Annotated in this window: 25 protein-coding genes; 13 read left to right on the top strand and 12 right to left on the bottom strand. The window is 64.2% G+C overall.

Features of this window, described 5'->3' with window-relative positions; translation table 11 throughout:
• Positions 1 to 21: 21 nt before the first annotated feature.
• A complete protein-coding gene (locus tag K5607_RS07935; protein ID WP_054774458.1) occupies positions 22 to 399 on the top strand; it encodes a hypothetical protein in 378 nt (125 codons plus the stop codon).
• A 144-nt stretch (positions 400 to 543) separates the two neighbouring features.
• On the top strand, positions 544 to 867 hold the full coding sequence (locus K5607_RS07930; protein ID WP_221048739.1) for an EthD family reductase: 324 nt from the start codon (positions 544 to 546) through the stop codon (positions 865 to 867).
• Positions 868 to 903: 36 nt separating this feature from the next.
• Here K5607_RS07930 and cysI read toward each other — a convergent pair whose 3' ends face one another.
• The 4 genes from cysI to K5607_RS07910 form a co-directional block, all read right to left on the bottom strand.
• Positions 904 to 2,604 (bottom strand): assimilatory sulfite reductase (NADPH) hemoprotein subunit, encoded by a 1,701-nt coding sequence (gene cysI / locus K5607_RS07925; protein ID WP_221048738.1) that lies wholly within the window; start codon positions 2,602 to 2,604, stop codon positions 904 to 906.
• Positions 2,605 to 2,621: 17 nt separating this feature from the next.
• The gene (locus tag K5607_RS07920; protein WP_221048737.1) at positions 2,622 to 4,406 is read right to left on the bottom strand and encodes an assimilatory sulfite reductase (NADPH) flavoprotein subunit; all 1,785 of its coding nucleotides are present in this window, start codon (positions 4,404 to 4,406) and stop codon (positions 2,622 to 2,624) included.
• Between the two features lie 30 nt (positions 4,407 to 4,436).
• Entirely contained in the window at positions 4,437 to 5,420 is a 984-nt protein-coding gene (gene cysK, locus K5607_RS07915) for a cysteine synthase A (protein ID WP_221048736.1), read from the bottom strand.
• Between the two features lie 86 nt (positions 5,421 to 5,506).
• Positions 5,507 to 5,977 carry an HAD family hydrolase gene (locus K5607_RS07910; RefSeq protein WP_221048735.1) on the bottom strand — a complete coding sequence of 157 codons (471 nt, stop codon included), beginning with the start codon at positions 5,975 to 5,977 and terminating at the stop codon, positions 5,507 to 5,509.
• A 438-nt stretch (positions 5,978 to 6,415) separates the two neighbouring features.
• Between K5607_RS07910 and K5607_RS07905 the strand changes: the two genes are divergently transcribed.
• The gene (locus tag K5607_RS07905) at positions 6,416 to 6,646 is read left to right on the top strand and encodes a DUF2283 domain-containing protein (protein ID WP_221048734.1); all 231 of its coding nucleotides are present in this window, start codon (positions 6,416 to 6,418) and stop codon (positions 6,644 to 6,646) included.
• A 16-nt stretch (positions 6,647 to 6,662) separates the two neighbouring features.
• On the opposite strand, the gene K5607_RS07900 is transcribed toward K5607_RS07905, so the two are convergent.
• Positions 6,663 to 7,760, bottom strand: a complete 1,098-nt coding sequence (locus tag K5607_RS07900; RefSeq protein WP_221048733.1) for a sigma-54 interaction domain-containing protein — start codon at positions 7,758 to 7,760, stop codon at positions 6,663 to 6,665.
• 438 nt (positions 7,761 to 8,198) lie between these two features.
• The gene (locus K5607_RS07895) at positions 8,199 to 9,017 is read right to left on the bottom strand and encodes a class I SAM-dependent methyltransferase (protein ID WP_221048732.1); all 819 of its coding nucleotides are present in this window, start codon (positions 9,015 to 9,017) and stop codon (positions 8,199 to 8,201) included.
• 179 nt (positions 9,018 to 9,196) lie between these two features.
• On the opposite strand from K5607_RS07895, the gene cueR reads away from it, so the two are divergent.
• The gene (gene cueR, locus K5607_RS07890) at positions 9,197 to 9,655 is read left to right on the top strand and encodes a Cu(I)-responsive transcriptional regulator (RefSeq protein WP_221048731.1); all 459 of its coding nucleotides are present in this window, start codon (positions 9,197 to 9,199) and stop codon (positions 9,653 to 9,655) included.
• 143 nt (positions 9,656 to 9,798) lie between these two features.
• Complete coding sequence (locus K5607_RS07885) at positions 9,799 to 10,401, top strand: DUF502 domain-containing protein (protein WP_054774828.1); 603 nt, start codon at positions 9,799 to 9,801, stop codon at positions 10,399 to 10,401.
• 46 nt (positions 10,402 to 10,447) lie between these two features.
• On the opposite strand, the gene K5607_RS07880 is transcribed toward K5607_RS07885, so the two are convergent.
• The 4 genes from K5607_RS07880 to K5607_RS07865 are packed head-to-tail and all read right to left on the bottom strand — an operon-like array spanning position 10,448 to position 16,360.
• Positions 10,448 to 10,885, bottom strand: a complete 438-nt coding sequence (locus tag K5607_RS07880) for a DUF2721 domain-containing protein (RefSeq protein WP_221048730.1) — start codon at positions 10,883 to 10,885, stop codon at positions 10,448 to 10,450.
• A gap of 5 nt (positions 10,886 to 10,890) precedes the next feature.
• Positions 10,891 to 11,268, bottom strand: a complete 378-nt coding sequence (locus tag K5607_RS07875) for a translation initiation factor Sui1 (RefSeq protein WP_221048729.1) — start codon at positions 11,266 to 11,268, stop codon at positions 10,891 to 10,893.
• Between the two features lie 50 nt (positions 11,269 to 11,318).
• Complete coding sequence (locus K5607_RS07870) at positions 11,319 to 13,214, bottom strand: HDOD domain-containing protein (RefSeq protein ID WP_221048728.1); 1,896 nt, start codon at positions 13,212 to 13,214, stop codon at positions 11,319 to 11,321.
• Complete coding sequence (locus tag K5607_RS07865; protein WP_221048727.1) at positions 13,214 to 16,360, bottom strand: MHYT domain-containing protein; 3,147 nt, start codon at positions 16,358 to 16,360, stop codon at positions 13,214 to 13,216. The genes K5607_RS07870 and K5607_RS07865 overlap by 1 nt, the downstream gene beginning before the upstream one ends.
• 134 nt (positions 16,361 to 16,494) lie before the next feature.
• Here K5607_RS07865 and K5607_RS07860 point away from each other — a divergent pair, with 134 nt between their 5' ends.
• The 8 genes from K5607_RS07860 (at position 16,495) to K5607_RS07825 (ending at position 25,771) form a co-directional block, all read left to right on the top strand.
• Positions 16,495 to 17,241: a hypothetical protein gene (locus tag K5607_RS07860; RefSeq protein ID WP_221048726.1), complete on the top strand. Its 747-nt coding sequence runs from the start codon at positions 16,495 to 16,497 to the stop codon at positions 17,239 to 17,241.
• 57 nt (positions 17,242 to 17,298) lie between these two features.
• Positions 17,299 to 18,879, top strand: coding sequence for a peptide chain release factor 3 (locus K5607_RS07855; protein ID WP_221048725.1), 1,581 nt, complete (start codon positions 17,299 to 17,301; stop codon positions 18,877 to 18,879).
• Between the two features lie 141 nt (positions 18,880 to 19,020).
• Positions 19,021 to 19,365 carry a c-type cytochrome gene (locus tag K5607_RS07850; protein ID WP_246598990.1) on the top strand — a complete coding sequence of 115 codons (345 nt, stop codon included), beginning with the start codon at positions 19,021 to 19,023 and terminating at the stop codon, positions 19,363 to 19,365.
• A gap of 257 nt (positions 19,366 to 19,622) precedes the next feature.
• Positions 19,623 to 20,057: a plastocyanin/azurin family copper-binding protein gene (locus K5607_RS07845; RefSeq protein WP_221048724.1), complete on the top strand. Its 435-nt coding sequence runs from the start codon at positions 19,623 to 19,625 to the stop codon at positions 20,055 to 20,057.
• Positions 20,058 to 20,270: 213 nt separating this feature from the next.
• A complete protein-coding gene (locus tag K5607_RS07840) occupies positions 20,271 to 21,302 on the top strand; it encodes a cytochrome-c peroxidase (protein WP_246598989.1) in 1,032 nt (343 codons plus the stop codon).
• 280 nt (positions 21,303 to 21,582) lie between these two features.
• Entirely contained in the window at positions 21,583 to 22,767 is a 1,185-nt protein-coding gene (gene alaC, locus K5607_RS07835) for an alanine transaminase (protein WP_221048723.1), read from the top strand.
• 24 nt (positions 22,768 to 22,791) lie between these two features.
• Positions 22,792 to 24,102: a homoserine dehydrogenase gene (locus tag K5607_RS07830; protein ID WP_221048722.1), complete on the top strand. Its 1,311-nt coding sequence runs from the start codon at positions 22,792 to 22,794 to the stop codon at positions 24,100 to 24,102.
• 109 nt (positions 24,103 to 24,211) lie between these two features.
• The gene (locus K5607_RS07825; protein ID WP_221048721.1) at positions 24,212 to 25,771 is read left to right on the top strand and encodes a sensor domain-containing diguanylate cyclase; all 1,560 of its coding nucleotides are present in this window, start codon (positions 24,212 to 24,214) and stop codon (positions 25,769 to 25,771) included.
• Here K5607_RS07825 and dtd read toward each other — a convergent pair.
• Positions 25,768 to 26,223 carry a D-aminoacyl-tRNA deacylase gene (gene dtd / locus K5607_RS07820; RefSeq protein WP_054774805.1) on the bottom strand — a complete coding sequence of 152 codons (456 nt, stop codon included), beginning with the start codon at positions 26,221 to 26,223 and terminating at the stop codon, positions 25,768 to 25,770. The two genes, K5607_RS07825 and dtd, sit on opposite strands and share 4 nt — an antisense overlap.
• Positions 26,223 to 26,543 (bottom strand): rhodanese-like domain-containing protein, encoded by a 321-nt coding sequence (locus tag K5607_RS07815; RefSeq protein WP_221048720.1) that lies wholly within the window; start codon positions 26,541 to 26,543, stop codon positions 26,223 to 26,225. Before K5607_RS07815 ends, dtd begins: the two co-directional genes overlap by 1 nt.
• Between the last annotated feature and the right edge of the window lie 2 nt (positions 26,544 to 26,545).

Raw genomic sequence — 26,545 nt, 5'->3', positions numbered from 1 at the left:
ACCGAGTTTAAGGAGAATAGAATGATCAGCGCCATCGGATCGTCGACGTTTCCATACCCCGCGCCCAAAACGCCGTCTCCCGCCTACCTGGATTCCCAGCTCAAAAAATACGAGGCGCAGCTGGCGGACTGGGTCGGTTGCCCGTCCTGCAAAACGCCCGAAGGCAAAGCGAAAATCGCCGAGATCTCCGACCAGATCAGTGCCGTCAAACGGCAGATCCAGTCCGTCTCGTCCAACTCGCCGGTATCGGCCGAGAACAATCCGGCCGCCGCTGCCGCGCCCCCCGGCGACAGCCATCGGCAGGCCACCGACGCAAACGACGGGATATACAACGATTCCGCGAGTTATCCGGGCCGCCGCCCGAACGCCGTCGGCGGTTTGCTGGACGTCTATGCATAAACGGCAAACCGCCCGGCGGATCGAATTGCGGCGGCACGGCGCGAAAGGTTTGCCAAGCGCGCGTTCGCGCCGCCTCTCGGGTCGCCTTGGTGGATAATGGCGATCCCGCTTCTGCGCTAGGCCCTCGGCATAGGTGAAAACATCGTGGTCAAAATCAGCATCCTCTACCCCAATACTCCCGGCGCCCGCTTCGACTTCGCCTATTACGCCGACACGCACATGCCGCGTTCCATCGAGCTGTTGAGCGCCCATCCCGGCTTCAAGGGCGTATCGGTCGAGCGCGGCGTCGGCGGCGCGACCCCCGGTTCGGCGCCGGCCTACTTGGCCATGTGCCATTTTCATTTCAGCACGGCGGACGACTTCCTCCAGGCTTTTATGCCCCATGCGCCGGAGTTGCAGGGGGACATGCCCAACTACACCGACATCGAGCCGATCGTTCAGATCAACGAAGTGCTCATATCGCGCTAAACGCGCGGCCGTCCGGCCGAGCCGAGCCTCTTGCGGTCAGGCGGTGCGGTCGTGAAATTCGCGCCCGGCGCCGACCGCCGCGACGTAGCCGGCGCGAATCGCGAAATCGCCGAAGCGTTCCCCCGCTTGCCGCTCCCGGGCATAACGTTCGATGATGGGAGCCAGCGCGGCGACGATTTCGTCTTCGCTCTGGCTCTCCCGGTATAACTTGTTCAAGCGACCGCCGTCGAAACCCGCGCCCAAATACAGGTTGTAGCGGCCCGGAGACTTGCCCACCAAGCCGATTTCGCCCAGGTAAGGCCGGCCGCAGCCGTTGGGGCAACCGGTCACGCGGAGGTTGACCGCCTCCTCTCCCAGCCCCGCTTGCCGCCACAAAGGCTCCAGGCGATCCAGCAGCGTCGGCAACCAGCGTTCGCTTTCCGCCATGGCCAGGCCGCAGGTGGGCAACGCCACGCAGGAAATGGCCTGGCGGCGCAGGCCGCTCCACTGGGCCGGGTCGGGAATGCGGTGCCGGTCGAGCAAGGCTTGGATGCGGGGTTTGTTGGCGGCGTCGATGCCGGCGATGACGAGGTTCTGGTTGGCGGTCAGCCGGAAATCGCCCTCGTGGATACGGGCGATTTCGCGCAAGCCGCTCAGCCAGGCGGTTTGTTCCGTGTCCCTCAAGCGGCCGCTGGGCACGGCCAGGGTCGTATGCCACAAGCCGCTCGGGTCCCGCATCCAGCCGTAGCGGTCGCCGACGCGCTCGAAACGGAACGGCCGCGCCGGCTCTAACGGCCAGCCCAACCGGGTTTGCAACTCCGCCTTGAACCAGTCCAGGCCGCGATCGTCCAGGGTGTATTTGAAACGCGCATGCTTGCGGTTGCTGCGATCGCCGAAGTCGCGCTGGATGGCGAGCACCGTTTCCACGAGCGCCAGCAACCGCTGGGGCGGGCAAAAGCCGACGACATCGGCCAAGCGGGGATAAGTCGCGGGGTCGCCGTGGGTCATTCCCATGCCGCCGCCGACCGCCACATTGAAACCCTGCAGCTCGGAACCCTCGGCGATGGCGATCAATCCCAGGTCCTGGGCGAACACGTCGATATCGTTGTCCGGCGGCAACGCCAAGCCGATCTTGAATTTGCGCGGCAAGTAGGTTTTGCCGTACAGGGGCTCTTCCTCCGGCTTTGCCAGCTTCTCGCCGTCCAGCCAGATTTCCTGATAGGCGCGGGTTTTCGGCAGCAAGTGTTCGCTGAGGCAGCGGCTCCAGCCGTGCAGCTGCTGATGCAGCGGCGACAGGTAGGGGTTGTTGTGGGCCACCACGTTGCGGTTGACGTCGCCGCAAGCGGCGATGCTGTCCAACAGGACCCGGTCCAGGCCGGCCATGACGGCCTTCAGGTGCCGTTTACGCACGCCGTGGAACTGGAAAGTCTGCCGCGTGGTAATGCGCAGGGACGGAGCGGCGTAACGGTGGGCCAGCTCGTCCAGTTGCAGCCATTGCTGGGGGCTGAGCACGCCGCCGGGAATGCGCAGGCGGATCAAATAGCCATAAGCCGGCTCGAGTTTCTGCCGCTGGCGTTCGTTGCGCAGATCCCGGTCGTCCTGTTGATAGCTGCCGTGGAATTTCAGCAGCTTGGCGTCCTGCGGCGCCATGGCGCCGGTGGCCGCGTCGGCCAGGCTTTGCGCGATGGTGCCGCGCAAGTAGTCGCTGCTTTCCTTCAAAGCCTCGTCTTCGCTGAGCGGAGCGGGTTTACTCGGCATGTCGTCTCGTCCTCACGTCAGTACACGTCGCGCTGGTAACGTTTAGCGGCGTGCAATTGCTGCACATAATCCTCGGCCGACCCGTTGCCTTGACCACCCTCTTTCCGCACCACGGCGAGCAAAGCCTCGTGCACGTCCGGCGCCATGCGTTCCGCATCGCCGCACACATAGAAATAGGCGCCCTCCTCCAGCCAAGCGTAGAGAAGACGGCTGTGCTCCAACATGCGCTGCTGCACGTAAACCCTGGACTCGTCGTCGCGGGAGAAGGCCACGTCCAAGCGCGTCAACAGTCCGCTGCGCCGGTATTCCAGCCACTCGCGCTGGTAGAGGAAATCGCTGTCGAAATTGCGGTCGCCGAAAAACAGCCAGTTGCGGCCGGCGGCGCCCAGCGCCTCCCGCTCGGCCATGAACGCGCGAAACGGCGCCACGCCGGTGCCCGGCCCGACCATGACGATGGGAGCGTTCGGATCGCTCGGCAAACGGAAGTGCGGATTGCTGTGCACGTAAACCGGCACCGTCTCGCCCTCGGCCACCCGATCGGCGAGAAAAGCGGACGCCACGCCCTGGCGCGCCAGGCCATGGCTCCGGTAACGCACCACGCCGACCGTCAAGTGCACTTCGTCGGGATCGGCCCGCTGGCTGGACGCGATGGAATAGAGTCGGGGCGGCAGCTTGCGCAACAGGCCGACGAACCGCTCCGGCGCCATGCCCGGCGTCGGATAATCGCGCACCACGTCGAGGATTTCCCGGCCGTAAACGAAGTCGCGCAAAGCGGTGCGGTTTTCCGGCTTAAGCAATTCGGTCAAATCCGCCGAGCCGCATAGCTCCGCGTACTTTTGCAGGAATGGGCGGGTCAGCGTGGTGATTTCGTAATCGCCCAACAGCGCCTGTCGCAAGGCGACGTCGACGCCGTCCGCGCCGGGCACGGCGGCTTCGGCGGAAAAACCGAGGGCAGCGATGAGCTGGTCGACCCGTTCCGGCCAATTGCGGGGCACGACCCCCAAGGCGTCGCCCGGCTCGTAGCTCAAGCCGGAATCGGCGAGGGACAATTCGATGTGCCGCACCTCCTTGCTGGAGCCGCGGCCGGTCAAACGGATATTCTCCAGCAAGCGTGCAGGAAACGGGCGTTGCTTTGAATAAGCCGGCGAGGCTTCCGCCGGCGCGGCGACGACCGGCGACCGCGCGCCAGCGGTGTCGCTCCGGCCCAGGCTCGCCAGCAGGCCATCGGCCCAGGCCGTCGCGGTTTCCTCGTAATCCAGGTCGCAATCGACTCGGGCGAGCAACGGCGCGGCCCCCAAACTCGCCAGGCGTTCGTCGAAATCGCGGCCGGTTTTGCAAAAATACTCGTAGCTGCTGTCGCCCAGGGCCAGCACCGCGTAGCGCAACCCCGCCAATTGGGGCGCCCTTTTGCCCAAAAGCCATTCGTGGAAGGCTTTGGCGCCGTCCGGCGGCTCCCCCTCGCCGTAGGTGCTGACGACCACGATCAGGCAGCGCTCGCGCTTGAGTTCGGCCGTCTTATAGCTGTCCATGGACACCGCCCGCGCGTCGAAGCCCGCCTCGGTGAGCCGGCTTCGCAGCGATCGGGCCAGCCGTTCGGCGTTGCCGGTCTGGGAACCGAACAACACGGTGACGGCCGGCGCCGCCTCCGCCGGCCGCGGCGCCGGGGCGGCTTGAAGCCGGCCCTGGTCGAGCCCGGCGAAATACCCGGCCAGCCAGAGGACTTGATCCGGAGAAATGCCTTCCAGCAAGCGGGCCAGCGCTTCCTGCTGCGCCGGACTCAACGGCCCAGGTGAACGGTTCAACGTTGCCTCCTTTCCAGCGGTGTGCCGCGGCTAACTCCCAGACAAGGCTAGACCGTTATCGTCGAACACGCCTTCAAAAAGCGCCGTGCTCAAATAACGCTCGCCGGAGTCGGGCAGCACCACCACCAGGGTTTTGCCGGCGTTTTCCGGCCGCTTGGCGAGGCGCACGGCGACGGCGGCGGCGGCCCCGCTGGAAATGCCCGACAGGATGCCTTCTTCCCGAGTGAGGCGGCGGGCGAATTCGATGGCCTCGTCGTTGCTCGCCTGCTCGATGGCGTCCACCAGCGAAAGATCGAGAATCTCCGGCACGAAACCGGCGCCGATCCCCTGGATTTTGTGCGGAGCGGGCTGGAGCGGCGCGCCCGCGCGCCGCTGGGTCAGGACCGGGCTGGCCTCCGGTTCCACCGCCACGGAAATCACGGCCTTCCCCTGCCGTTTCAGGTAACGGCTCACGCCGGTAATGGTGCCGCCGGTGCCGACGCCGGCAACGAAGATGTCCACTGCGCCGGCCGTGTCGTTCCAGATTTCCGGCCCCGTCGTCGCTTCGTGGATCGCCGGATTGGCGGGATTCTTGAATTGCTGGAGCAAAACGTAGCGGCCGGGATCGGACGCGGCGATTTCCTCGGCTTTCGCCACCGCGCCGCTCATGCCCTTGGCGCCCTCGGTGAGCACCACCTTGGCGCCGTATGCCGCCAGCAGTTTGCGCCGCTCGATGCTCATGGTTTCCGGCATGGTCAGCGTCAACGGAATGCCCCGAGCGGCGGCGACGAACGCCAAAGCGATGCCGGTGTTGCCGCTGGTCGGTTCCACCAGTTCCTTGCCCGGCCCCAGCAAGCCGCGCTTTTCCGCGTCCCAAACCAGGGCGGCGCCGATGCGGCATTTGACCGAATAAGCAGGATTGCGGCCCTCGATCTTGGCCAAAACCGTGGCCGCTGCGCCGTCGACGACGCGGTTGAGGCGAACCAGGGGCGTGTTGCCGATGGAAAGGGAGTTGTCATCGTACCAGTGCGACATAGGGATTCCTGTAAAAACGGTGGGGGCGGTATTCGCCTAATGGCCTTGGGCAAACGCTAAACAACGACGCACGCCGGACAGCTGTCTCATGACCTGAGCGTCGCAACCAAACGCTTGGGATTCCCCAGCAGCGCCAAGGCGTCGAGTATGTCGAACGATAGGATATCCGCATTCGCGGCGGCGACGGCCGCCCCGCCCTCCTTTTGGATCAAGGCGATGCCGATAGCCGCGGCGTCGAGCATCTTCCGGTCGTTGCGGCCGTTGCCGATGGCCGCCACGGAAGCAGCGCCGAGCGCTGTCACGAAGTCCCGCTTCGCATCGGCCTGGGCTCCGGCCGGAAGGATTGTCAGCTTGACCGGCAACCCGGCCAATTGACTCGCCGCCAAGCCGTAGGTATCCGCCGTCACCACATGGATTTGCAAGTCGCGGGACAGCGCCGCGAGCGCCTCGGCAACGCCCGGCAACCGCGTCCCGTCCAGCGCCAGCGTCCCGTTGTAATCCAAAACGAGATGGAACAATTGCAGGTCGCCAAACCCCGGGATATTGACTTCGATCATATCGTTTCCTTAAAGCGAATAAGTGGGCGCCATTGCGCGCTGGAGGCCGGCGCTCCCGACCTCGGTGGCATGAAGCCGTTACAACCGTCGTGCCAAAGGAAAAAACCAAGGCCCGTCCGAAACTTGCGCGGCGTTACGGCGACGGCGCTGCCGCCGGAGCAACAGGATCTGCTGAATCGCTGATCGCGACGCAACAGCGCCGACCACGTCCCCGCCGCCCCGGCGCCGCCGCAGTGGTAGCGGCAGCGGCGCGACCAGCGGCTGCCGCCCGACGAACCGCGCCAGTCCCGCGCCCATGCCGGCATCCCCAACCGCACCGCCTCTCCACTCTTGGCACGGCGGATGCTTGGGTATCAGCGCCCAAACCGGCGCTCGGCGCCGCCGATCCTTGCCGACACCCCGGTAGGACGGATTTCAGCTCAAAAGGAGTGCGCCAATATGCGAGTCAATTACGATAGGAACACCGACAGCCTGACTTTGATCCTGCAGGAGCGGCCCGTGCGCGAAACGGACAAAATCGGCCCCGGCGTGGTCGCCGATTTCGCCGCGGACGGCACCCTGATCGCCCTCAAGGTGGAGCGCGCCAGTTTGCGCGTCGACGCGCCGGGGCTGGTGGAGTTCGTCGACCACGGCCTCGCCGCGGCGCCGACGTACTCCGCCGCCGCATAGCCGCCGCCGGCAGGCGCTAGGCGAAGGATTCGACTTCGTCGCGTTCCCGCAGCGCCGCGCCCGGCAACAGGCCATAACGCTGCAAACGCGCCCGCAGGATATTGCGGCTAATGCCGAGCAGGCGCGCGGTGTGCACCTGGTTGCGTTCGCAATAGTCGTACGCGGTGCGCATCAGCACCTCCTCCACCGTGTCGTACAAATGCGGCGGCGCTTGCTCAAACAACCGGCGCAAGGCGAGCTCCAAGGAATCGTCCTCCTCCGCCGGCGCGGCTGGCGCCGAACGGTACAGGGCCTGCTGTCCGGCCAAATGGAGGTCTTCCGGCTGGATGAGTCCGCCGCTGCATACGAGCACGGCGTGATGGACGACGTTTTCCAGTTCGCGGATGTTCCCGGGCCACGGATATTTCAGCAGCGCTTCCCGTGCCGGGGCGGACAACTCCGCATGCCGCACGCCCAGGCGTTCGCTGTAAACCTGCAGGTAGTGCTGCGCCAGGGGCAGGATGTCCGCCGGCCGCTGGCGCAGGGGGCTGAGGCGCAACGGCACCACGTTGAGGCGGAAATACAGGTCTTCGCGAAAGTGTCCCGCCCGCACCGCTTCCGCCAAGTCGACGTTGGTGGCGGCCACCAGCCGCACGTCCACCGGAATCGGACGGCGCGAGCCCACCCGCACCACTTCCCTTTCCTGCAGCACGCGCAGCAGCTTCACCTGCATTCCCAGGGGCAAATCGCCGATTTCGTCCAAAAACAGCGTGCCGCCTTGCGCCGCTTCAAACCAGCCGGCTTTGGTGGCGACCGCGCCGGTGAAAGCGCCTTTTTCATGGCCGAACAATTCGCTTTCCACCAGGCTCTCCGGCAACGCGGCGCAGTTGACCGCCACGAACGGCCCCTCGGCGCGCCGGCTCAGGGCGTGGACATGGCGCGCGATCAACTCCTTGCCCGTGCCGGTGTCGCCGATGATGAGCGCCGTGGCCTCGCTGGGCGCGATTTGGCGGATACGGGCCAACAGGGCGCGCGACAGCGGATCCTCGAACACCAAGGCGGTGGCTCGAATGGACAGGGCCAATGCCCTGGGTTCGGGAAAAGTCAGTACGGTGGTGTTCTCGGTGTTGTCCATGGAAAACTCTTACTGGTCGGATCCGGCATGCGGCCCATGCCTGAGCTGGTAGTTTTTTCGCTGACAACCCCCGCCTTCGCGTGCGGCAGCGGCGGCTCGATGAAAAAACGCGCCGTCCCTGGCCTAACCTCCCGCTGTCGTCCTCCCCTGATTCAGCGAATTCATTGACGGCCCTCCGTAGGCGCCGACGGCGAAACCCGCCCGTGGAGATGCCCCTTGGGCAACAACGCTACGTCGGTTGGGGAACTGGGCGGCAAAGCCCCGCCCCTCTTGCCGATATGAGACACACTGTAATGCGCCGTGCGATCCAACAGAAAGACTAAAGAACAATGTGTTTATATTGATTTTGGAATAAGACGCCATACCTCCGGTGATCGCCTCGGCTCGATAAGCGCCGGCGCGACAGCGGACGGGAAGCCGTTGGCGCGAGCCCCGGGCCTAAGGTTTCGTCGCCACCGCATACACCACGTTCGCTTCGATGCGATCCACGCCGGCGGAACTCAAGCGCGACAGATTGGCTTGTTTCACCCGGCCCAGCTGCGCCGGATCGAGCAGATCGAGGGTGCCGCGATAGCCGCTGCCCATGGCCAGCGTCCACCAGTCGTCCGGATTCGACAACGGATGGCTGGCGGATTCCGCCACGATATCCGCTTGCGCCACGCCGCCTTCCGCCAGCATGGCGCGCAATCCGTCCGGCGTGGAGATGCGATCCCAGGGGTTGAAGTCCTTGTACAGATCGGGCCGCTCGGCCCGCACCGCGTCCCAGAAATGGCCGTTGGCCGGCTCGAACAAATTCGGCCCCCAAGTGGTGATGGCCAGCCGTCCGCCGGGACGCAACTGGCGCCACAGCTCCCGCACCGCGGCGGCCATGTCCGGCACGAAAAAAATGCCGAATACGCACACGGCCGCGTCGAAACTGGCGTCCGCATAGCCCAGCTGCAACAAGTCGCCGACGCGAAATTCGATGTTGTCCAGGCCTTGCGCCTGGGCCTTGGCTTGTGCCACCGCCAACAGGCGTTCGGCCAAGTCGGCGGCCACGACCCGCCCCCCCGGCCCGACCCGCTGGGCCGCCGGCAGCGCCGACGCGCCGGTGCCGGAACACACGTCCAGCACGTTCTCTCCCGGGTTGAGATTGAGCCGCTCCACCGTGGCGGTACCGAAGCGGTTCCAAAATGAGTTGGCGGGATGGTCGAACAACTCGGCCGCGGCGTTGTAGGCTCGGGCGGCCTTGGCTTTTGCCTCTTCATGGGCGTTCATCGCGATCTCCTATGGATTTGAAAAATTTGGCCGGGGCGGGTGTGCCGCCCGCCGCAGCGACAAGGTAGACCTTGCCATCGTGGCAAAGTCAAGCGACCGGCCCGAACCACGCCCGCTTGACCTTGCCATGACGGCAAGGTTTATTCTGGGAACGCCCATCACACCGACAGGAGTCCTCCATGGTTTGTTCCAGCGCCGAACGCCTCAACATCGGCCAGGCCGCCGCCCGCTCCGGCGTATCCGCCAAAATGATCCGCTATTACGAAAGCCTCGGCCTGCTGCCGAAAGTCGGCCGCACCGAATCCGGCTACCGCCAGTACGGCGCGGCCGAAGTGCACACCCTGCGCTTCATCCGCCGCGCCCGCACGCTAGGCTTCGGCATGGCTGAAATCGCCGCCTTGCTGCAACTGTGGCAGGATCGGGAGCGGGCCAGCAAGGAAGTGAAACGCATCGCCCTGGAACGCATCGAAGACCTGGAGAAAAAAATCGGCGAAATGCAGGCGATGAAAAACACCTTGGAAAACCTGGCCCTCGGCTGCCAGGGCGACGACCGACCCGATTGCCCCATACTCGACGATTTGGCGTCGCAACGCCCGGAACTACCGAAATCAAGGCCGCTCGATCAAATCCTTCCCTAGCGTTTTTGGGAATTCCGGCCGGGAGTTAAGGGCCCGGAACGATGAGGGGAAATCCGGCGCATCCCACGCGTTTGGTATCGCCGACAAAGCTTGGGGTATCATCGTGCCTCCATAAACTGTTGTGACAGCCGGAGCCTTGTGCCATGAGGAACCCACTACAAATACTAAAAACGTCCCTCAATTACTTCCTGCTGGGATTGCTGGCGGTCATACCGCTGGTGGTCGTCATGCAAATTTCCATCTGGCTGGCCCAGTTCCTGTTGAACACCGTGTTCGACGTGAGAAGCTGGGTCGGGCAATATTGGATCACCGCCGTGGTGTTCTTCGGCGTCTACGCCTTGCTGGTCTATATCGGCTACGAGCTGACCAAGCACCGCCAATCCTTGATCGTGTCGCTGATCGACCTGGTCATCGAGCGCTTGCCTTTCCTCCGCACCGTCTACCGGGTGAGCAAAAAAGTCATCGACATGTTCCGCGGCCGCGGCGAGGAAAAAGTCCGCGAAGTGGTGTACGTGGAATATCCCAAAGACGGCGTATGGGTACCGGCCTACGTCACCAACAAGGAAGGCGAGTGCTACGTGCTGTTCATTCCCACCTCGCCCAACCCCACCAGCGGTTTCACGGTGATCGTGCACGAATCGAAAGTGGTGAAATCCCAGCTCAGCTTCGAGGAGGTCAGCACCTTCATCATCAGCGTGGGAGCGGACTACCCCAAGGCCGCAGAAGCCTGCCGCCTGCCCCACTGACCCCAGGACGGCGCCGGCGGCAAGAGGGATCCGCCGGCCCGCTTCCCTAGTCGTCGCCCGCCAATTCCAACTGCAGCGCCACCAGCGACTTGTTCACGTCCAAAATCAGCAAAACGAGCGAACCGATCAGGGAAGCCAAGGACGCGATGAACAACGCGGCGATGAACCAAGCCAGGGGCATTTCCAGCCAAACCGTCACGAACAGCGCGATGATCAACAAAGCGCCGCACAGCGCGCTCAGGATCACCAGCTCGATGGCGTGACGCAGCAAGCGGGTGCGGCGCCACAGCACGACCACCTGCGCCTTCAAACGCGCCCTGCCCGGCTCGGCCGCGGCTTGGGCCTCTTTCGCCAAGCTCCTCACCCGGTCGGTGGCATGGGCCAGCCGGTTGTTCATGGTGAGCAGCAACAAGCCCACCGCGGAAATCAATATCGCCGGCCCGATGGCGATTTTCAGCAAGGGCACGATTTCGTGGGAAAACACGGAACCTAGCCTCCCGAGCGCTTGACGTTCCAGCCCAGCTTCTTCAGCTCTTCCATCACCAGCTCGCAGTGATCGCCCTGGATTTCGATGGTGCCATCCTTCACCGTGCCGCCGGAGCCGCACTTGGTCTTGAGCCGTTTGCCCAAATCGGCCAGACCGGCGGCATCCAAGGGCGCGCCGGCGATAACCGTCACGCCCTTGCCGGCCCGCCCCTTGGTTTCCCGCCGCACCCGCACCGGGCCGCCCGCCGCCGGCGGTCCGGCCTTGCGGCACGCGCACTGCGCCACCGGCTTGCGGCATTCGGGACACATGCGGCCGTGTTCGGTGGAATAAACCAAGCCGCCTTGCAAATCGACGCTTTTGCCGCTTCCCGTTTTACGCAAAACACTCACCCTTCATTGATTTGGTTAGCCAACCGGATTGCGACGCTGGGTCAATTGAAAACCACGCCGCCCGGCGCCTCTTCGTCGGCCATCGCCGATACCGCTCGCCCGCCGCCGCGCTCGACGGCTTGCGCCAACGCCGCCTCCGCCAAACGCAAAAGCTGCATCTCGTCGCGCACCGCCGTGGACCTAGCCGTGGCGCCGATGGCGACGCAGAGCGCCGCGCCGTCCGCCGTCGCGGGCATTTCCGCCAAGCGCACCAACAACCGCTCGCCGAAATGCATGGCCGTGGACAACACCGAGTGGGGGCTGACGATAAAAAACTGGCCCTCGCCGAAATGGCAGATCACGTCTTCGGCGCGCGAGGCTTCGCGCAACAACCTCGCGGCATGGGGCAACAACGTCTTGAGCTGCTCTGGATCGTGCCCTCCTTTCCAGCCTAGGCTGACTCTCAGGCAGCTAAACGGCACGTTGTTGCGCTCCGCCAAGGCCCACTGCTCTTTCAAGCGAATCATGGCGTAACGCCGGCTGGGCAGGCCGCTGATCCGGTCGAGCATTTCGCCCGCGCCCGCCGCATCCTCGCCGTGCAAACGGGCCTGCTCCGCTTCCAGCTTGGCCTGCAAGCGAACGATGCGGGTGCCCGCCGCCAAGCGGCCCAACAGCGCCGGCACCGTCACCGGCTTGATGACGAAATCGTCGGCCCCGGCTTGAAACGCCTCCACCAGATGGCCTTTTTCCTTATGCGCGGTCAGCAGGATGAAATAGACGCCCCGGCCCTCCAGCCTGCGCCGCAGGGTGCGGCAAAGCTCGATGCCGTCGATTTCCGGCATCAACACGTCGGACAGCACCATGTGCGGCGCATGGGCGGCGATTTGCTCCAGGGCTTGGCGGCCGTCGGCGGCGGTATAGACCGTATACCCCAGGCTGGCGATCTTCTTGCTCAGCAGCATCACCAGGGCGGCGTCGTCGTCGGCGATCAGCAAACGGATGCCGCGGGCGAAATCGGGATCGGCAAAGTCGTCATGGACGCCGCTGGACAAGGCGTCCAAGGAGGAAAACGGCTCGACGTCGTCGTGAATGTGCAATTGCAACAAGCGACTCCAATCGCGCCATTCGTCCAGCATCCGATCGCCCAGGCGCACCAGCTGCTCCGGCGTGATGCCGATTTTTTCCGCCGTGGCGAACAGCCGGGGCAATTGCGCGCTGCGTTCGTGATCCGCCATGAAACAGGATGCCGCCAGCCGCGACGCCAGATGCAACAAGTAAACCAGGCTGTAAGCGCGACTGCCCACGGCGAAACCGCAGTCGTCCGGCCCCTCGTGGAGCAGCACGGTTTCGCTGAACAGTTTGGGAATGCCCCAGTCCAGCATCATCGCCGCCGTCAGCTGGTTGTGGTCCAGGGAAAAAGTTCGCCGCTCCAGCTCAAGCAATCCGTCGTCGCCGCAACCGCGGCTGCGCGCCAGGAGATCGGAATAATCGTCCGGATAAACCGTCGCCAGCCCCAAGCGGCCGACGCCGCTCAACAAGCCGCAGGTGAACAGCTCGGCGTGGGGAGCCACCGGCACCAGCGCGCCGAGATTGTTCGCCGCCAGCGCGGTGGCGGCCGAGCGCGACCAGAACGCCTCGTAGTCGAACTCGCGGCATTCCCCTTTGCGGTTGGCGGAAATCAGCGAAAACGCCAGCACCATCTGGCGCAAGGTCTGGATGCCGATGCTGATGATGATGTCCGGCGACAAGGCCACCACCGGCCTGGGGCGGGCGTACACCGGCGAGTTGGCCAGTTTTATCACCTGGCCGGCCAGGCCGGGATCCGTATTGAGGGTGCGGACGATTTCCGTCAACGCGACATTCTCCTGCCGGCACAGCTCCATCACCCGCAAGGCGGCGCCCTTGGGAGAGGGCAAACGGTCGCTGCTCCTCATTTCGTCGTAACGTTTGGGATCCATCAGGTTCGCTCCGCCTGTCCGCCAAGTTGTAACAGCGCCATGGCCAGCGCCGAACGTTCGCCCTCGACCAACGCCATTCCCTCCCGCAACGCGGCCCACTGTCCCTGCTCGGCGTACGCGTGCAATGCCGCCAGCACTTGCGCCATGCGCATGGCGCCGAAACTCTCGCTGGACGCGTGGAAATCCTTCAGCAGCAGCGGCAGCCTTTCGTAATCTTCCGCCCCCAGGGCATCGCGCAAGCCGTCGGCTCGTTGCGGCACGCTGTCGACGAATACCCCGAGGGCCTCGCCGATCGCCGCCTCGTCGTCGCCGAGAAACTCCTGCAGACGCGTCCGGTCCAGCACCGGCCCTTGAATCACCGGGGCCGCGACGGGCGGCTTTTCCGGCCCGTTCGCGACCGGCAGCCACAAGTCCAGCACTTCTTTGACCCTGGCGACGTTGATCGGCTTGCTGACGTAGTCGTCCATGCCCGCCGCCAAACACCGCTCGCGGTCGCCGGCCATGGCGTTGGCCGTCATGGCGACGATGGGGATATGCCCGCCGCCGGCCGCTTCCGCCTGCCGAATGGCGCGGGTCGCCTCGAAGCCGTCCATCACAGGCATCTGCATGTCCATGAAAATCAGGCCGTAAGCCAAATGGGCCAGGGCATCCACCGCCTCCTGGCCGTTGCTCACCACGTGGGCGGAATAGCCCAGCTTTTTCAACACGCTGACCGCCACCACCTGATTGACCGGATTGTCCTCCGCCACCAGGATCAGCCGTCCGGCGTCCAAGGCGTCGGCCGAGGCGTGGCGGGGCGCCTCCGCGGCGGACTCGGTAGACGGCACGGCGGGGACCGACGTCGGCGCCAACAGCTCCGCCAACGCCCGCCGCGCGACCGGTTGAATCAACACGCGCACGCCCATGGCGCGGGCCGCCACCGCGGCTTCCTCATCCGGCGCCGCCAGCAACAGCGCGACGTCTAGCCGCCGCGAATTCTTGGCCTCCTCCAACCGCTGCCGCGCCACCACCCCGAAAGGGTGCTTCAGCACCAGCAGCAACGGCAGCGCCTTGGCCGTGGCCGACATTTCCAACGCCTGCTTCAGCGTGGCCGCCTCCTCCACTTGGGCGCCCCAGTGTTTCAAGTAGCCATGCAGGCTCTCCCGCAAGCTCCGCCCGCCGCCGATCAGGATGACGCCCCTGCCGGCCAGCGCGGGCGCCGCGGGGGCCGGCATATCGCCGGCCGCCCGGGCGAAAGGAAGCTCCACCCAGAAAGTCGAACCGTGCCCTTCCCGGCTGTCGGCCCCGATGCCGCCGTCCATCAGCTCCGCCAAGCGCTTGCAGATGGACAACCCCAGGCCGGTGCCGCCGTAGCGGCGCGTGGTGCTGGCGTCGGCCTGCATGAAGGGCATGAACAATCGATCCAGTTGCCGGGAGGAAATGCCGATGCCGCTATCGCTGACGGCGAAACGCAAAATGACGCCGCCGTCGTCGCCGGCCCGGCTCTCCACCCGCAGCACGACCTCGCCCTGGAAGGTGAACTTGACGGCATTGGTGAGGAAATTGACCAGGATCTGGGTCAGGCGGGTCGGGTCGCCCAACAGCTGCGGCGGCGTGTCGGCGTCGACGGATACCACCAGGGACAAGGCCTTTTCGTAGGCCCGCGGCGCCACCATGGCAGCGCAATTTTCCGCCAGCGCGCCGGGATCGAAAGGGATCCGCTCCAGCTCCATCTTGCCGGCTTCGATCTTGGAGAAGTCCAGGATGTCGTTGATGATCCCCAGCAACGCCTGGGCCGAACGCTCAATGGTTTGCACGTATCCCTGCTGCTCGTGATCCAGCGGCGTGTCCGCCAGCAACTCGGCGATGCCGATGATGCCGTTCATGGGCGAACGGATTTCGTGGGACATATTGGCCAGGAACTGGCTTTTCATGGCGCTGGCGCTCTCCGCCGCCAGCTGAGCCTCCTCGATGCGCTCCACCGCGTGCCGCTGCTGGGTGACGTCGCGCACCACGCCGACGACGAAACGGCTGCCGTCGGCGCGAAAACAAGGCGTGGCGCCGACTTGTATGTGATGGTGCTCGTCTTTCGCCGTCACATAAACGCCTTCGCGGACGCTCACCCGCGCGGTGTTGAGCGAGTCTTCGCCCAGCGCCTTGAGCAAATCGATGCCGTCATCGAAACCGATGTCGCCGCCGGCACTTCCCAGCAAATCTTCCCGGCGCCGGTGAAAAAAGCCGCAATAGGCGTCGTTAACCAGGACGATGCGGCCCTGACGATCCATGACGAAAATCGGGTCGGCGACGGCGTTGATGATCCGGTCGAGAAACGTGCGCTCGTCGTCCAGGGTTCGCTTGGCGCGCTCCAACTCCTGCGCCATGCAGAAATAGCGGTTGGCATAGGCGGCGATAATCACCACGCCGATCACCAGCAGCGTTACCGTAACGACCGCCATCGCCATCAAGGCAGCATCAAAAGCCACGTTGCTCTCCTCCGGCTCGCCGCTGCGCAGGAAATAAGCCGACGCCATGGCGGTATAGTGCATACCCGACATGGCCACGCCCATCACGGCGGCGCTGACCAGGCAAGCCCACTGGGGACGCTTCACCAAACGCTGCAACCCGAACCTGGCCCACAGGGCCAGCACCGAAAACACCACCGCCACCAACAGGGACAGCGCGAACAACCGGGGCTCGTAACGCAACAACGCACTCATGCGCATGGCCGCCATGCCGCCGTAATGCATGGCGCCGATGCCCGCGCCGAGCAACACGCCGCCCCCCAGCAAGCGCGCCGCGGAAATCTCCCGCCGGCTGATGGTCGCCAGCGCCAGCGCGCTGGCGAAAATGCCGGGGATCATGGAGGCGGCGGTGGCCGTCGCGTCGTAATGCACCACGCAGGGCAACTGGAAGGCGAGCATGCCGACGAAGTGCATGGACCACATGCCGCCGCCCATGGCCAGCGAACCGACCGCCAGCCAGGCCGCGCTTTCTAACGGACCGGCCGACGACTTGACCTGATCCGCCACATACACGGCCGCGTAGGAGGAGAAAATCGCGATCAATATCGACAACGCCACCAACGAGGCGTTGTAATGCCCCACCAAGGTCAGCGCCGGATCGGGAACGCCCGGTAAAAATTCAAGATAGTCGCTGATGCTCGCCATCGTGGTCGGGAATTTCGGGAGTTGCGGTAACCGCTACCACGCGGCGTCAAATCGTTAGACGAATTATGCAACGATTGCCGGCCCTATAATACCCTCGCCGCCGGTTCTCAAGAACGTTCGGAGCAGCGCACGGAATGGCCGCACGGTCCAAATATCCAACATTGATTCTTTGCCTCGCCCTCATCGGCGCGGCGCCGCCGCTTAACGCCGCGCCGAGCGACGAGAAATCGTCCAAAAAGCACAAAGGCCGCGTGCACAACACGCCGGATATAGAAATCACCCCATCCGGCCGCTGGCATGTTTCGGAAGAATTGAATTTCTACGCCGGCCAGGGCAGCAGCAACACCACGCTGGACTACGGCCTGCCGTGGGGAGTCAATGCCGGCTTCAGCGTGCTCAACGCCGGTTTTTATTCCGCCGCGCCCGCCACCTTGTGGATCGAGCCGGACGCGCTGTTCAACCTGGAGAAACACTGGGGGCTCGCCGACGGCTGGGAACTGATCGCCGGCACGCAAACCGGCGCGGCGTTTCACCATACCGGCCTCACCCGCTTGCTGGACTTCACCTACGTGGACAGCCAATGGGTGCACCCGAGCTGGGGCACTGAGCTGCACCTGGGCGGCTACTACGCCAATGCCGCCATGGCCGGCCGCAGGCGCGACGCTTTCGGCTGGCACGCCAACCTGGAAGTGCCGTTGATCGCCGACAGGCTGGTTCTGGAAGGCGATTATCTGTCGGGCCGCAACAACGTCGGCGGTTCCACCGTGAAACTCAGCTACAGCCCGACGCGGCACTGGACCATGAGTTTCGGCGTGCAGGTGCCGGCGGCGCGCAGCGGCAACGATTACAGCGGCCTGTTCGGCGTATACTGGAACAATTGAACTTGTCCCCGGCCATCCCGTCCGGGGACAATACTCCCTTTTTTCTTCCCGGCCCCCATGTCAGAACAGCCTTACGAACTGGAGAGGCGGCGCACTTTCGCCATCATCTCCCACCCCGACGCGGGTAAAACCACCCTCACCGAAAAGCTGCTGCTGTTCGGCGGCGCCATCCAGCTGGCCGGCACCGTCAAGGGCCGCAAGGCGGCGCGCCACGCCACCTCCGACTGGATGGAGATGGAAAAGGAACGCGGTATTTCCGTGACCACCTCGGTAATGCAGTTCGAGCACATGGGCCGCATCGTCAACCTGCTGGACACGCCGGGCCACGAGGACTTCTCGGAAGACACCTACCGCACCCTGACGGCGGTGGACTCCGCCCTCATGGTCATCGACTCGGCCAAGGGCGTGGAAGAGCGCACCATCAAATTGATGGAAGTGTGCCGGCTGCGCGACACCCCCATCCTCACCTTCATCAACAAGCTGGACCGGGAAGGCCGCGAGCCCATCGAGCTGCTGGACGAAGTGGAGTCGGTGCTCAACATCCAGTGCACTCCCATGACCTGGCCCATCGGCATGGGCAAGCGCTTCAAGGGCGTGTACAACCTGCGCGAGGACGCCATCCACCTGTTCAGCCCCACCCACGGCGGCAAGATCGTCAAGGGCGAGGTGATCCAGGGCCTGGACAATCCCAAGCTGGACGAAGTGCTGGGCGACATGGCGGACGAGCTGCGCGGCGAAATCGAGCTGGTGCAAGGCGCCAGCCACGAGTTCGACCTCCAGGCCTACTTGGCCGGCAAGCAAACGCCGGTGTTCTTCGGCTCGGCCATCAACAACTTCGGCATCCAGGAGTTGCTGGACGCTTTCGCCGAATTCGCCCCGTCGCCGTTCCCGCGCCAAGCGCGGCAACGGGTGGTACAGCCGGACGAGGAGAAATTCAGCGGCGTGGTGTTCAAGATCCAAGCCAACATGGACCCGCAGCACCGCGACCGCATCGCCTTCATGCGCGTCAATTCGGGCAAGTTCACCAAGGGCATGAAGCTGTACCACGTGCGCACCGGCAAGCAGATGCAGGTGAGCAACGCCATGACGTTCCAAGCCGACAGCCGCGAGCACGTGGACGAAGCCTGGCCCGGCGACATCATCGGCCTGCCCAACCACGGCACCATTCAGGTGGGGGACACTTTCACCCAGGGCGAGAACCTCAAGTTCGAGGGCATCCCCTACTTCGCCCCGGAATTGTTCCGCCGCGTGGTGCTGAAGGACCCGCTGCGTGCCAAAGCCCTGCAGAAAGGCTTGCAGCAGCTTTCCGAGGAAGGCGCCACCCAGTTGTTCAAGCCGATGAAGAACAACGACCTGATCCTCGGCGCCGTGGGCGTGTTGCAGTTCGACGTGACGGCGTTCCGCCTCAAGTCGGAATACAACGTGGACTGCGTCTACGACGGCATTTCCGTCACCACCGCCCGCTGGGTCAGCTGCGACGATCCGAAGAAACTGGAAGACTTCAAGAAGAAATGCTTCGACAACCTGGGCGAAGACGGCGGCGGTTATCTGGTTTATCTGGCGCCCAGCCGCGTCAATTTGCAACTGACCCAGGAGCGTTGGCCGGACATCCATTTCAGCGCTACCCGAGAGCTGTAAAGCGACGCCGGTTTGCCGGGATGCTATTAATCTGAAATAATTTCCGGCGAGCGTGTCGGTCGGATACCCGCTCCAGTGGGCAGGGATACGTACCGGACAGTCGCAACCATAACCCGTTTCACTTTGAAAGGTGTAATAACAATGAAATTCGCACAATGCCTGAAGGGCGTGATCCTGGCTTCCGGTGTGATGTTTGCCGGCGCCGCGATGGCTGAAGGTGACGCAGCAATCGGTGAAAAAATCTATCAGCGCGCACTGGGCAGCGGCTGCGGCAAGTGCCATGACTCCGCATCCAACCCGAACCTGTTCGAAAGCGTGAAGAAGCTGTCCCGCGACGAATTCAAGACGGTAATGGAAAAGGGCCGCGCGGGCATGCCGCCGATCCTGGCTGCCGGCGTGATGAACCTGCCGTTCGTCAAGAGCGCCAACCTGACCGAAGACCAGGCTGTCGACGCGCTGATCGCCTACCTGAAGAAAGGCAAGTAAGACCAGGGAGCGTCCCGCACGCTTCGCTGTCTTGAACGCCGGGCCCAGTGCCCGGCGTTTTCGTTTGGTTTCCCCGCCTCCCCGCCCCGCTCGGGAACTCTTCCCGATGTCCGCCGAAAAAGCCTCGTATAAAATAGTCCTGGGCGAATCCTGCCGGCGAATGTCCGGTTAGCGCCGTGCGCCGCCGACGGGAAGCCCGCCGACGAAGCCGTCGGCAACCATACACTCCATAAATCCAATATGTTGAGGTTATGCACATGATGAAAAAAGTACTGGCCGGCTTGGCCGGCGTGGTAGCGCTCGCATCTTCCAACGCCTTCGCCGCCAGCGTCGAAATCAAAGGCGCCGGCGTCGCATTCGCCCCCGCCGTGGTTTTCGCCAACGTGGGCGACACGCTGGCCTTCCGCAACATGGCCTCCCACTTCGTCGAGTCCTATCCCGGAATGATTCCGGAAGGCGCCGCCCCCATGAAATCCGACATGGGCGCCGATTACGACTACAACGCCGTCAAAGAAGGCATTTACGTCTACAAGTGCCCGCCGCACATCGGCGCGCGCATGGCCGGCGTAGCGGTGATCGGCAAGCCGGCCAACGCCGCCGCCACCATCGACAAGATGCTGGAATCGGCTTCGGGCGAACTGAAGAAAGTCTTGGGCCAAGTGAAGGAAGAACTGCCCAAGCACGGCTTGTAATTCCCGAGCGCGGATCGCCGAAAGCAGGGCCGGATCGCCATCCGGCCCTGCTTTCGTTTATGCCCGCCCCCAGCCGCGGCCGGCGCTTAGCGGTTGCATTCCCAGGCCGATTTCACTATAAAGCCACGTCCAAGCTTCACAATAACAATGCGAGCCCAGGACCGGGCTGTTCCGCAAGCTCACATCCCGCAAAAATTCGTTGAGGAGGAACCCATGAAAATTCGTTCGATGATTTCCGTGCTGCTGCTGACCGGCGCCACGGCCGCCGGCGCCGCCAGCGATTGGCAAGCGCTGCCCGATGCCGCGCCGTCCCCGGCCAACAACCCCACCACCGGCGCCAAAGTATTCTTGGGCAAAATGCTCTATCACGATCCGCGCCTGTCGGCGTCCGGCACCGTGGCCTGCGCTTCCTGCCACAACGTAATGGCCGGCGGTGAAGACAACCGCGCCGGCTCCGTCGGCATCCGCGGCCAAGTGGGCGGCCGCAGCGCCCCCACCGTGTGGAACTCCGCCTTCAACTCCGTGCAGTTCTGGGACGGCCGCGCCGACAGCCTTGAAGCCCAAGCCAAAGGCCCGGTCACCAACCCCATCGAAATGGGCATGAAGAGCTGGGACGACGCCATCCGCGTGCTGAACCAGATCCCCGGCTACAAGCCGTCCTTCAAGGCCGCCTTCGGCAGCGAAGAAATCAACCAGGAAAAAGTGGTGCAGGCCATCGCCGCCTACGAGCGCACCCTCATCACCCCCAACAGCCCCTACGACCGCTACGTGAAAGGCGACAAGAGCGCCCTCACCGACCAGCAGGTGCGCGGCATGAACACCTTCGCCGAAGTAGGTTGCAGCCACTGCCACAGCGGCCCGGCCTTCAACGGCCCGTCCCTGCCGCAAGGCCAAGGCTTCTACATGATGTTCCCGGCCCAGCAAGACGCCGACATCGACGCCAAATATAAATTCACCGCCGACACCGGCCGCGCCCAGGTAACCAAGAACGACGCCGACAAGCACATGTTCAAGGTGCCGACCCTGCGCAACATCGCCCTGACTGCCCCTTACTTCCACAACGGCGCCGTCAAGACGCTGGACGAAGCGGTGCGCGTCATGGCCAAGCTGCAATTGGGCAAGACCCTGGACGACAAGCAGGTGGGCGACATCACCGCCTTCCTGGAAGCCCTGAGCGGCGAATTCCCCCGCCAGGACATGCCGCGCCTGCCCGGCACGCCCGGCCACACCTTCCCGTTCGAATAAGCGGGCGGCCCGACATCCGGGCTGATCGAAACCAGGCCGTTGGGGAGCGCCGCTTCCCAACGGCCTTTTTCGTCGATAAGCACTAACCGCGCACCTTGCCGTCGCGCCGGCCGAACCCGACGCAGCGGCCGCGCCCGCGAAAAACGGCGAGCCGGCCCCGCCCTCGCTCGGCCTGCCAGTTAACAAGCCGCCGTCGATTGTGCTTTAATTGCACGCTTTATCAGCTTCGGCGCCCTTCGGACGGCGCGCCGGATTAGCCACCCTGCCCAACGAGCGCTGAATGCAAGAGTTCCAAAGAATCAAGCGGTTGCCGCCTTACGTCTTCAACATCGTCAACGACCTGAAGGCCAAGGAAAGGGCAAGGGGCGAGGACATCATCGACTTCGGCATGGGCAACCCGGACCGCCCCACGCCCCAGCACATCGTCGACAAGCTCATCGAAACCGTCCACCGCGGCGACACCCACCGCTACTCGGTATCCAAGGGCATTCCGCGCCTGCGCAAGGCCATCTGCGACTGGTACCAGCGGCGCTACCAGGTGGAACTGTGCCCGGATTCCCAAGCCATCGTCACCATCGGCTCCAAGGAAGGCCTGGCCCACTTGGCGCTGGCCACCTGCGGCCCCGGCGACACGGTGCTGGTGCCCAACCCGGCCTACCCTATCCATCCCTACGGCATCGTCCTGGCCGGCGCCGACGTGCGCCACGTGCCCATGGTGCCGGGCGGCGATTTTTTCGCCGAGCTGGAACAGGCCATTAAGAATTCCTGGCCGACGCCGAAGATGCTGATCCTCAACTTCCCGGCCAATCCCACCGCGCAATGCGTGGAGTTGGATTTCTTCGAAAAGGTCATCGAAATCGCCCGCGAATACAAAATTTGGGTGGTGCACGACCTGGCCTACGCCGACATCGTCTTCGACGGTTACGTCGCGCCCTCCATCCTGCAAGTACCCGGCGCGGCGGACGTGGCGGTGGAATTCTTCACGCTGTCCAAAAGTTACAACATGCCCGGCTGGCGCGTCGGCTTCATGTGCGGCAACCGGGAACTGGTGGCGGCGCTGGCGCGCATCAAGTCCTATCTGGACTACGGCACCTTCACCCCCATCCAGGTGGCCGCCATCGCCGCCCTGGAAGGCCCGCAGGACTGCGTCGGTGAGATCTGCGAAGTCTACCGTAAGCGCCGCGACGCCCTGTGCGACGGCCTGGACGCCGCCGGCTGGGAAGTGGAACGCCCCAAGGCCACCATGTTCGTCTGGGCGCCCATCCCGGAGCAGTACAAACATCTGAACTCACTGGATTTTTCGAAAAAACTGCTGTTGGACGCGAAAGTGGCCGTGGCACCGGGCATCGGCTTCGGCGAGTACGGCGACACCCACGTGCGCTTCGGCCTGATCGAAAACGAACACCGCACGCGCCAAGCCATGCGCGGCATCAAACAAATGTTCCGCAAAGACCACGCGGTCTGACACAAAAATACGAGGGGACACACATTGAAACCGGTAAAAGTCGGCTTATTGGGACTGGGGACCGTCGGCGGCGGCACCGTCAACGTGCTCAAGCGCAACGCCAGTGAAATCACCCGCCGCGCGGGCCGCGATATCCAAATCTGCTCCGCCTCGGCGCGCGACCTGACCCAGCCGCGTATTTGCGACACCCACGGCATCACCCTCACCACCGATCCCTTCGCGGTGGTGGAAGACCCCAACCTGGACATCATCGTCGAGCTGATCGGCGGCGTGTCGCCGGCCAAGGAGCTGGTGTTGAAGGCCTTGGAAAACGGCAAGCACGTGGTCACCGCCAACAAGGCGCTGATCGCCCTGCACGGCAACGAAATCTTCGCCCAGGCGCATAAATACGGCCGCATGGTGGCGTTCGAAGCGGCGGTGGCGGGCGGCATCCCCATCATCAAGACCCTGCGCGAAGGCCTGTCGGGCAACCGGGTGGAATGGCTGGCCGGCATCATCAACGGCACCAGCAACTTCATCCTGACGGAAATGCGCGACAAGGGCCGCGCCTTCGCCGACGTGCTGAAGGAAGCCCAGGCCCTGGGATACGCCGAGGCCGACCCCACATTCGACGTGGAAGGCATCGACGCCGGCCACAAGCTGACCATCCTCGCCTCCATCGCTTTCGGTATTCCGCTGCAATTCCCCAAGGTTTACACGGAAGGCATCAGCGGCATCACGCCGGAAGACGTGTCCTACGCGGAACAACTGGGCTACCGCATCAAATTGCTGGGCATCGCCCGCCGCGCCGACAAGGGCATCGAGCTGCGCGTGCATCCGACCCTGATCCCGGCCAAGCGCCTCATCGCCAACGTGGACGGCGTGATGAACGCCATCCTGGTGAAAGGCGACGCGGTGGGACCGATCCTGTCTTACGGCGCCGGCGCCGGCGCCGAACCGACGGCCTCGTCGGTGGTGGCGGACATCGTCGACGTGGTGCGCGCGCTGACCTCCGACCCGGAAAACCGCGTGCCGCACCTGGCCTTCCAGCCGGACGCCATTTCCGACATTCCGGTGCTGCCGGTGGACGACATCGAGACCTCCTACTACCTGCGCCTGTCCGCCGAGGACAAGCCCGGCGTGCTGGCGGACGTGACCCGCATCCTGGCCAGCCATCGCATCAGCATCGAAGCGCTGATCCAAAAAGAGCCGGCCGAAGGCGCCAGCAGCCTGCCGGTGATTTTGCTCACCCATAAAGTGGCGGAACGGGAAATGAACGCGGCCATCCGCGAAATCGAGGCGCTAGCCACCGTGACCGCTCCGGTCAAACGCATTCGCATGGAAACGCTTAAATAAGCCTAAAGTAATGTGACGAAGTGCCGATTTCTACGGGGACGGGAAATCGGCAGCCAGGGCTGGCATCGAGCGTATCCGACAGGTACGCAATACCGCTAGTCCCCAGCCCATGCCAAGCCTGCAGAGCCGTCTGGAAACGGAACAAATCAAGCAGTTGTTCCGCAACTGCGACATGGCGTTTTTCGGCTCGCTGATCTGCTTCCTCGCCATCTCCTACGTATTGGCGTCCCAGGCCTCCCCCTCCGCGGGTTGGAGTCTGTGGACCGGCGCCAACCTGGGTCTGTACGTCTTGCGCATGGCCCTGGTGCGCAGTTACCGCCGCCTTCCGTCCGACACGCCGGCGCCCGGGCTGCGGCTCTGGAAAAATCTCTTCCTGCTGACCACTTTCGCCTCCGGCGTCGGCTGGGGACTCGGCACCCTGATACTGCCGGGCGTATTTACCTTGGAAATGCTGTTCATCCTGGTCTTGTTGGCGCTGACCTCTTCCGTGACAACGGCCTACAGCGTCGTCCCCTGGGCCAGCGAAGCCTTTATCGTTCCGGTCATGTTGCTGCTGGCCATCCACTTCGCCGGCAAGGGCGGCGAAATCTACAGCGTCATGGCGGCGCTGAGCCTCGTTTACGGCATCGCCATGTGCATCACCGCACGGCGCAATCACGCCTCATTCAACGACAGCCGCCGCTATGGACTGGAAAACGAAAAGCTGGCGGAAAGCCTGGCGCAATCCGAGCATAAATACCGCCTGATTCTGGACAGTCTCCAGGATGTGCTTTACCAAACCGATCTGGACGGCCGCATCACTTACGTGTCGCCTTCCATCGAACAGCTGCTGGGCTACGCCCCGGAAACGGTGGTCGGCATGCAGCTGGGCGACTTGTACGCCGACGCCCAAGGCTACCCGAAACTCCTGGATGAACTCGCCGGCTCCACCGGCAGCGGCGCCGCCGGCCATCGGGCCGAATTTCGGCACCGGAACGGAAGCGCCATCTGGACCGCCACCAACGCCCACCTGTATCGGGACAAGGAGGGCAACATCGCCGGGGTCGAGGGAGCGGTGCGGGACATCAGCGAGAACAAGCGGCTGGAGGACGAGCTGTGGCAACTGGCCAATTTCGACGCGCTCACCGGCATTCCCGGCCGCCGGCTGTTTTACGACCGGCTGGAAGTCTGCCTGGCTCAGGCCGGACGTAGCGGCATTGGCGGCGCATTGATGTTCATAGACCTGGACGATTTCAAGATCATCAACGACGAGCTGGGGCACGACGCCGGCGACCAGTACCTGTGCGAGGTTGCCAATCGCTTGTTGGAAGCCGTGCGCCAATCCGATACCGTGGCGCGCATCGGCGGGGACGAATTCACCGTGCTTTTGCCGGATGTGGGCGGCGCGGCCAAGGCCGGCGTCGCCCTGCAAAAAATCCAGGACGCCCTCGCCCGGCCCATGCTGCTGGACGGCCGCCCCCGGCCCGTCGCCGCCTCCATCGGCGTGACGCTGTTTCCCGCCGAAGGCGGCACGGTGGACAGCCTGATGAAGGCGGCCGACCAGAAAATGTACGAAATGAAGCTGCGCCGCAAACGCGAACGCAGCGGCGTTGCGCCCAGCGCCACAGCGGCATTCGCCGCAACCGCCGCGGCGGAAGAGACGGAAGCGTCCGTCGCGCTGAGCCTCTAGCCGGCGATCACCGGAGCCACGCGCAGATTGAACGTGACCGGCCCGTCGTTGACCAGCGCCACCCGCATGTCGGCGCCGAAGCGGCCGGTAGCGATGCGGAGTCGGCTGCCGCGCGCCTGCTCCACGAAATAGTCGAACAAGCGCCGCCCTTCCTCCGGCGCGGCGGCCGGGGTGAAACTGGGACGGCTGCCGGAGCGGGTGTCGGCGGCCAGGGTGAATTGCGACACCAGCAGCAGTTCGCCGCCGATGTCCTTAACGCTGAGGTTCATGCGATCCTCGGCGTCGGGGAAAATCCGGTAGGCCAGCAGCTTCTCCGCCAGGCGCCGCGCTTCCTTCTCCGTATCGCCTTTTTCCACCGCCACCAGGGCCAGGATGCCCCGCCCGATGGCGCCGACCGTTTCGCCGTCCACGCGAACGCTGGCTTCCGTGACGCGCTGGATCAAAGCGATCATCAATATCTCGGCAAGTCGGCGTCCACGTCCATGGCCCAGGCGTCCACGCCGCCCTCCAGGTTGATGACCCGGTTGTAACCCTGTGCCTCCAGATAACGGGCCACTTGCAGGCTGCGTACGCCGTGGTGGCAAATCACCACGATGTCGCGCTGCGGATCCAGTTCGTTCAAGCGGGCCGGCACCTGATTCATGGGAATGTGCAGGCTGCCTTCCAGACGGCAATAAGCGAATTCGTGGGGTTCGCGCACATCCAGCAACAGCGGCGGCGTTTCGGCCTGCTCGCAAAACGCTTTCAATTCAACGGGGCTCAATTGGCGCATGG

It is taken from the genome of Methylogaea oryzae (assembly GCF_019669985.1).
Lineage (GTDB): Bacteria > Pseudomonadota > Gammaproteobacteria > Methylococcales > Methylococcaceae > Methylogaea > Methylogaea oryzae.
This window is presented reverse-complemented; position numbering and strand designations above follow the sequence as displayed.